This window comes from Bradyrhizobium sp. Ses1 (assembly GCF_059512365.1).
In genome coordinates this window covers 1-5,254 of record NZ_JCAMOQ010000125.1, presented here as the reverse complement: position 1 = coordinate 5,254, position 5,254 = coordinate 1, and the positions used below count along the sequence as shown (strand labels likewise).

Here is a 5,254-nt window from a genome sequence, read left to right as displayed (position 1 = left end):
CATCATGCGCTCCGTCTATCAAACGGAGCAGCCCCTTCCAACTAAGCACGTGGTCCCACAATCGGGGTCCATTTCACCCTTCTCAAACTTACTTGCGAATAGAAACAGCCGTTCCCCGTCTCCAGCATCAACATCTGGAGCGATTACCTTGTCGGGCTTGTGACCAAACACCCTCGTAAAATCAGCGCGCGAATTGATTGTGGCCGAGAGATACACCCGCTTAACATCCCGTCCGAATGCAGAGAGAGTTAAAGTTGGAAGGAAGGGTGGAGTAATTTCGATCTGTCCGCCTCCGACGAATACCGCGCAATACTTTAGATGGTCCCTCACATAAGGCCATGGAAAGAATAGAGATCTATCCTTTTCTTTGATGTGAGGATCAATCAGTTTTGAAAGTGTGCCGGCCATATCGAAAGTGGCGCAAGGCGGAGCTAACAATACCGATCCTGACTCGTCAGCCTCGCGTATGGCTGCTTCGAATTCCATCTTCTGATGGTAGTCCGTGAATATAGGTCTCAGGAATTCGATCAACTCCCCGTACAATGCGGAATGATCCTTCTTTGAAATCGAAAGAGTGAAAACGTCTCGAATCGATTTCCCCGCGACGTGAGCGTCATCGAAAATGAGGGCGCCGGGTTTGTTTCCACGAAATCCAAAAAATAGGCCAGGATACGTTGTGATACAAAAGGCCTTCCCTTGATTGAATAGGTCGTTGTCGAACTGTCCTCCAGCTCGGACGGTCACTGGTATCCCGAGCTTCGCTGCTTCGGCGGCCGTTTGTTTGATAAGGTCAATTGTGCTGCATACGTAGACTACGTTCCTTGTCCCCTGGGCAACTAAGCTTTGCGCTATCAAGAGGCCAATGATTGTTTTTCCGGCCCCCGTGTTCAAAAGAACGAGGGTTTCATCCTTCTGGTCTTTGTACCATCCCTCGAGAGCTTCGGCTTGACCGCGCCATAAGTCGTTTGCCACCCCTTCTCCAGACGGTCGCCTCTTGAATATTTCGCGGGGGTCGGTTGGGTTTGTTCGCGTATCGGGCTTCTTCAGATTGCTAAAGTCTATCATCGTTCCTCCGGCTTAGCGGTGTGTTTCCTCCGGATGCACGTATAGCAACTTGGAATTGTGGGTCGATAGTGAAGCGATGCTACTTTGGTGGACAGTTGAATCGTCGCTGCCCGACCATATTGAGGTGGGAGCTCTAGGGATGTACGTGCATGCTTCGCTGAGCGGAGATTGGCAGATCATTCAATGTCGCTCCGCAGCAACGCTGAAGCGAAGGTAACCCGATCGCGACATTCCCAGATCAACGGGTATGATTTTACGGGCCATGGCCGACCATCGCCTAACCGTCTGGTACAACACGCGCTGCCCCGTTTGCGACGCCGGTATCGACTGGCAGCGCAACAAGCTCCTCGCCGCCGTTCGCGGCGGCACCATCTCCTTCAAGGACATCAACGAACAACCCGACGCGCTCGCGTCTTACAGTGCGTCCGTCGATGATGTGCGCCGCCGCCTGCATGCGACCGACGAAGCCGGCCATCTGATCGTCGGCGCCGATGTCGCGATTGCGATCTGGCGGCTCACTCCGGGCGAAGGCTGGCTCGCGACGCTGCTGGGCAATCGCGTCATGTTGCCGGTGACACGGTTTGCCTATGATCGCTTCGCGGATGTGCTGTTCGCCTGGAACAAGCGGAACGGGCGCTGGTGAACGCCCACGATTGCTTTTCTATGGAATAGCGATCATCCCCACCACATTACCTTGCTTCGTAATGTCATTGGGATGGTCGACGGGCGGCGGCTTACTTCTTCTTCGCCCCAACCCGCTCGATTTTCTTGATCGCCAGCGGCGGGCGGCCGGCTTTTTCGGCGATCTCGCGGTCCTGCTCGATGATGAAGCCACGTGCCGGCTCGTCGCCATCGAGGCCGCCAAGCAGCTCGGCGGGCACGCGGCGGTTGGAGCGCTGCGAGCCGTCTTCGTAAACGACATTGAAAAAGGCGAACTCGCCTTTGGGATTGGTGCCGGGTTTCTTGGCCATGGGCGGCTTGTCGTCGATCACGGTGCGCCTGTCAAAGAAATAACGCGCGTTGGTGTGATTGGCTGCCCTGCGCGAAAAACGCGCTCCCTTCATGCCGTCGCCTTCGAGGCAACTGCGAGCTGGAGCTTTTATGCCAATATGAGTATTCCGGCTGCGGGCGATCGGTGCGGCGGCATAGTCGTCAGCGCGTTGCAGCCTCGCACCGCGCCTGATTCACTCGTTCGAACGGGGTGGACTAGGATCCACAATGGTTTTCGACGCGCCGCCAGGCGCAGGCTGCATCGGCGGTGGAGTGCCACCTTGCGGGCTTTCAGCGGGCGCGCCACCCGATTCAGTGTCAAGCGGTCCGGTCCGCCCCTGCGGCTGTTGCTGTCCCTTGTTATCGGGCAAAACCGTGCGGCCTGTACTCCAGGGGGAGTCGCCTGGTTTTTTCTCGTCACTCTGAGGCTGGGCTGCGGCGATTGAACCCCAGATGCCAATGCACAGCACCGTAAGAAGAATGCGCATGGACGCTCCTTCGCCAGCCTTCGGCTGGGCTCTTGGGATGGGTGCCCGAAGGCGGAGGATTCGACGCCCAACGAACCCATTGGTTCCAGTCGTCCTGGATCGCGCTTCAGCGGTAACCACGTTCCAAGATTCCTCACGAAATCCCGCCGCGGTTACCAACTGTCAGGGATTACGGCCTTTGCTCCTCGTCACATCAGCATGGTGACGAGAGATGGTTATGCCTGTCGGACGATACATCGCCTGGGTTGGCGCATCGCTTCTTGCGTTGCTGTACATCGCTGACTGGTGCTCGCCACAATCCTTAACAGTGGAGGCGGGTGAGCCGGTTGAGCGGCCGGCCATCCGGATCGCGTCGGTGGAGCGGCCGCCCGAGCTTGTCGTCATGGACACCAGCCTGCCCACCATTGTGCCGCCGCCTACGCTGGCCGAATCGATGCCGCCAAGCGAACCGCCTCCGATGCGTGCGCTCGCCGCAGCGCCGCCGCCTCCGCCGGCGGTTGAGATCGAGAAAAAGACCAAGAAGGTCGTCAAACGGCAGGCGCCGAAGGTCGCGGCGGTGCAGCCGCCATTGCCGCTGGCTCCCGCGGCCAGCCCGGCGCCGCCGGCCGCTCAGGGGATCAAGCTGTCCTTCGCGGATATCATTTCCGGGCAACTGGTGAAGGATCTTTTCAACCTGCATTGAGGTGCAGGCTTATCCTGCGAGCCTCGTAGCCCGGGTGGAGCGAAGCGCAACCCGGGCGGCTGCGTCAACACTTGTCGGCGGTCCCCGCGTTACGCTGCGCTCCACCCCGGCTACGCGCTCTAGCAGCCGGACGCCGCCTTGCCCTGCGTTGGAGCCATCGCAGCGACGCTCTGCGCCACGAGTTGGCCGCGGCCGCGCCGCGGGCCGCTGTCGGTCTGCTGCTGGCCCATCGCCATGATCGCCGTGCCCATCGCGCTCGAGCCCAGCGTGACGATGAAGCCGAACAACAGCAGCCCGAGCGCAACGCCGGGCGTATCGTCAGCCAGGATCAGGTCACGCAGGTGGCCGGGATTGAGCAGCAGCAGGCCGCCGACGAGCAGCACCGCAACCGAGACACCTGCGGCGAGGTTGATCGCGAGCAGCCGAAACAGCGGCGCTCCGAAAACAAGGGATTGGCGCGGCGAGGGCGTCTCTTCCTGCAAATCGTCCATGATGAAATCCTATGGCATTTTCCAAGCGACAGGGACGGCGGCTCAGCCGACAAACCGGCGAATTGAAAAGCCGGAGCCCGGTGCTCACCCATAACCGGCACGGCCCCAGCTTCGTTCCTAAATCCGCTTCTCGCAATCCTAGGCGTGGGTCGGCCGGGCAGGTTGATCCGGAAGCGAGGCGGCGGTGTGGCAGCCGGTCTTTTGACGGGCCTGACTTTCACGGGCATGATCATCGCTCCCGCCCACTGCTCTCTCTCCTGAAGGAAATCCGATATGCCGAGGCTTGCTCTGGCCGTCCTGTTGCTTGCGCTGTTTGCTTCCGGCCCGGCCAGGGCTGCCCGCTGCGGCGGGGACTTCCACGCGTTCATCGGCAGCTTTTCGCAGGAAGCGGCCGCGGCCGGCATCTCGCAAAGCGTGATCTCGCAGGCGCTCGACGGCGTGCAGCAGGATGCGGGCGTGCTTGCCTTCGACCGGCGCCAGCGCGGCGCGTTCCGCAAGAGCTTCGAGCAATATGTCGCGACTCGCGTCGGGCCCGGGCGGATCAACACGGGACGCGCAATGCTGCAGCGTCATGCGGCGCTGCTATCGAGCATCGAACAGAAGTACGGCGTGCCGCGCCAGATCCTGGTCGCGATCTGGGGCTTGGAGACCGATTTCGGCAAGGGCGACATGGGCAAGCTGCCGGTCTTCCGCGTGCTCGCCACCCTCGCTCATGATTGCCGCCGTACCGAATTGTTTCAGGGCGAACTGCTTTCGGCGCTGCAGATCGTGCAGCGCGGCGATCTCCGCCTGAACGACATGATCGGCGCCTATGCCGGTGAGATCGGCCAGACGCAATTCCTGCCGTCGTCCTACATCAAATACGGCGTCGATTTCGACGGCAACGGCCACGTCGATCTGCGCCATAGCGTGCCCGACGTGCTCGCCTCCACCGCGAACCTCCTGCACACCAACGGCTTCAAGATGGGCGCGTCCTACGAGGAAGGCAGCGCCAATTTCGAAGCGATGCGCGAATGGAACAGGGCTGTCGTGTACCGCAAAACCATCGCCTATTTCGCCGATCGGCTGATGGGCCGATGACGCCGCAGGGTGGGCTAGCGAAGCGTAACTCACCATGTTTTCTCGCAGCAACTACCGTCGTCATTCCGGGGCGCGCCTCTTGGCGCGAGCCCGGAATCCATTGGTCCACTCGCGCAAGCGGTGAAATGGATTCCGGGCTCGCCGCTTTGCGGCGCCCCGGAATGACAACTCGGTCATTGCGAACGGAGCGAAGCAATCCATCCCTCGGCTTGCGGCGCTGTGGATTGCTTCGCTGCGCTCGCAATGACGATGCGGCGAGTTTTGGTGCGACAAATCAACCCGACGGGCAAATCAGCAAAAGTCTGTCCAGCCCAGCAACGAAAAACATTCCGCTTCCGTCGTCGGGCAAATCAGTGATTTAACTCCGCGCGTCTCACCGCAGATGAGGGGCGGGTCGCGATCGTCACGAACGTTGCGGTGAGATGCGGTGGACGCGGGTGCTGTGAACGACGAGCGCA

6 protein-coding genes are annotated in these 5,254 nt (G+C 60.4%); 3 read left to right on the top strand and 3 right to left on the bottom strand.

The window, feature by feature from the left end; all coding sequences use genetic code 11:
• Window positions 1-18: 18 nt before the first annotated feature.
• Window positions 19-1,065 (bottom strand): DEAD/DEAH box helicase family protein, encoded by a 1,047-nt coding sequence (locus AC5ZG5_RS45590; protein ID WP_456647156.1) that lies wholly within the window; start codon window positions 1,063-1,065, stop codon window positions 19-21.
• Window positions 1,066-1,327: 262 nt separating this feature from the next.
• On the opposite strand from AC5ZG5_RS45590, the gene AC5ZG5_RS45585 reads away from it, so the two are divergent.
• Entirely contained in the window at window positions 1,328-1,708 is a 381-nt protein-coding gene (locus AC5ZG5_RS45585; protein WP_456647155.1) for a thiol-disulfide oxidoreductase DCC family protein, read from the top strand.
• 91 nt (window positions 1,709-1,799) lie between these two features.
• On the opposite strand, the gene AC5ZG5_RS45580 is transcribed toward AC5ZG5_RS45585, so the two are convergent.
• On the bottom strand, window positions 1,800-2,036 hold the full coding sequence (locus tag AC5ZG5_RS45580; RefSeq protein WP_456647157.1) for a hypothetical protein: 237 nt from the start codon (window positions 2,034-2,036) through the stop codon (window positions 1,800-1,802).
• An 889-nt stretch (window positions 2,037-2,925) separates the two neighbouring features.
• On the opposite strand from AC5ZG5_RS45580, the gene AC5ZG5_RS45575 reads away from it, so the two are divergent.
• Complete coding sequence (locus tag AC5ZG5_RS45575; protein WP_456647154.1) at window positions 2,926-3,225, top strand: hypothetical protein; 300 nt, start codon at window positions 2,926-2,928, stop codon at window positions 3,223-3,225.
• Window positions 3,226-3,344: 119 nt separating this feature from the next.
• Here AC5ZG5_RS45575 and AC5ZG5_RS45570 read toward each other — a convergent pair whose 3' ends face one another.
• Window positions 3,345-3,716, bottom strand: a complete 372-nt coding sequence (locus AC5ZG5_RS45570) for a hypothetical protein (protein WP_456647153.1) — start codon at window positions 3,714-3,716, stop codon at window positions 3,345-3,347.
• 273 nt (window positions 3,717-3,989) lie between these two features.
• Here AC5ZG5_RS45570 and AC5ZG5_RS45565 point away from each other — a divergent pair, with 273 nt between their 5' ends.
• Window positions 3,990-4,796, top strand: coding sequence for a lytic murein transglycosylase (locus AC5ZG5_RS45565; RefSeq protein WP_456647152.1), 807 nt, complete (start codon window positions 3,990-3,992; stop codon window positions 4,794-4,796).
• Window positions 4,797-5,254: the final 458 nt, after the last annotated feature.

Coding starts and splice junctions, on each gene's coding strand:
- AC5ZG5_RS45570 (WP_456647153.1), bottom strand. CDS start 3,716: ATGGACGATTTGCAGGAAGAGACGCCCTCGCCGCGCCAATCCCTTGTT.
- AC5ZG5_RS45585 (WP_456647155.1), top strand. CDS start 1,328: ATGGCCGACCATCGCCTAACCGTCTGGTACAACACGCGCTGCCCCGTT.
- AC5ZG5_RS45575 (WP_456647154.1), top strand. CDS start 2,926: ATGGACACCAGCCTGCCCACCATTGTGCCGCCGCCTACGCTGGCCGAA.
- AC5ZG5_RS45565 (WP_456647152.1), top strand. CDS start 3,990: ATGCCGAGGCTTGCTCTGGCCGTCCTGTTGCTTGCGCTGTTTGCTTCC.
- AC5ZG5_RS45580 (WP_456647157.1), bottom strand. CDS start 2,036: ATGGCCAAGAAACCCGGCACCAATCCCAAAGGCGAGTTCGCCTTTTTC.
- AC5ZG5_RS45590 (WP_456647156.1), bottom strand. CDS start 1,065: ATGATAGACTTTAGCAATCTGAAGAAGCCCGATACGCGAACAAACCCA.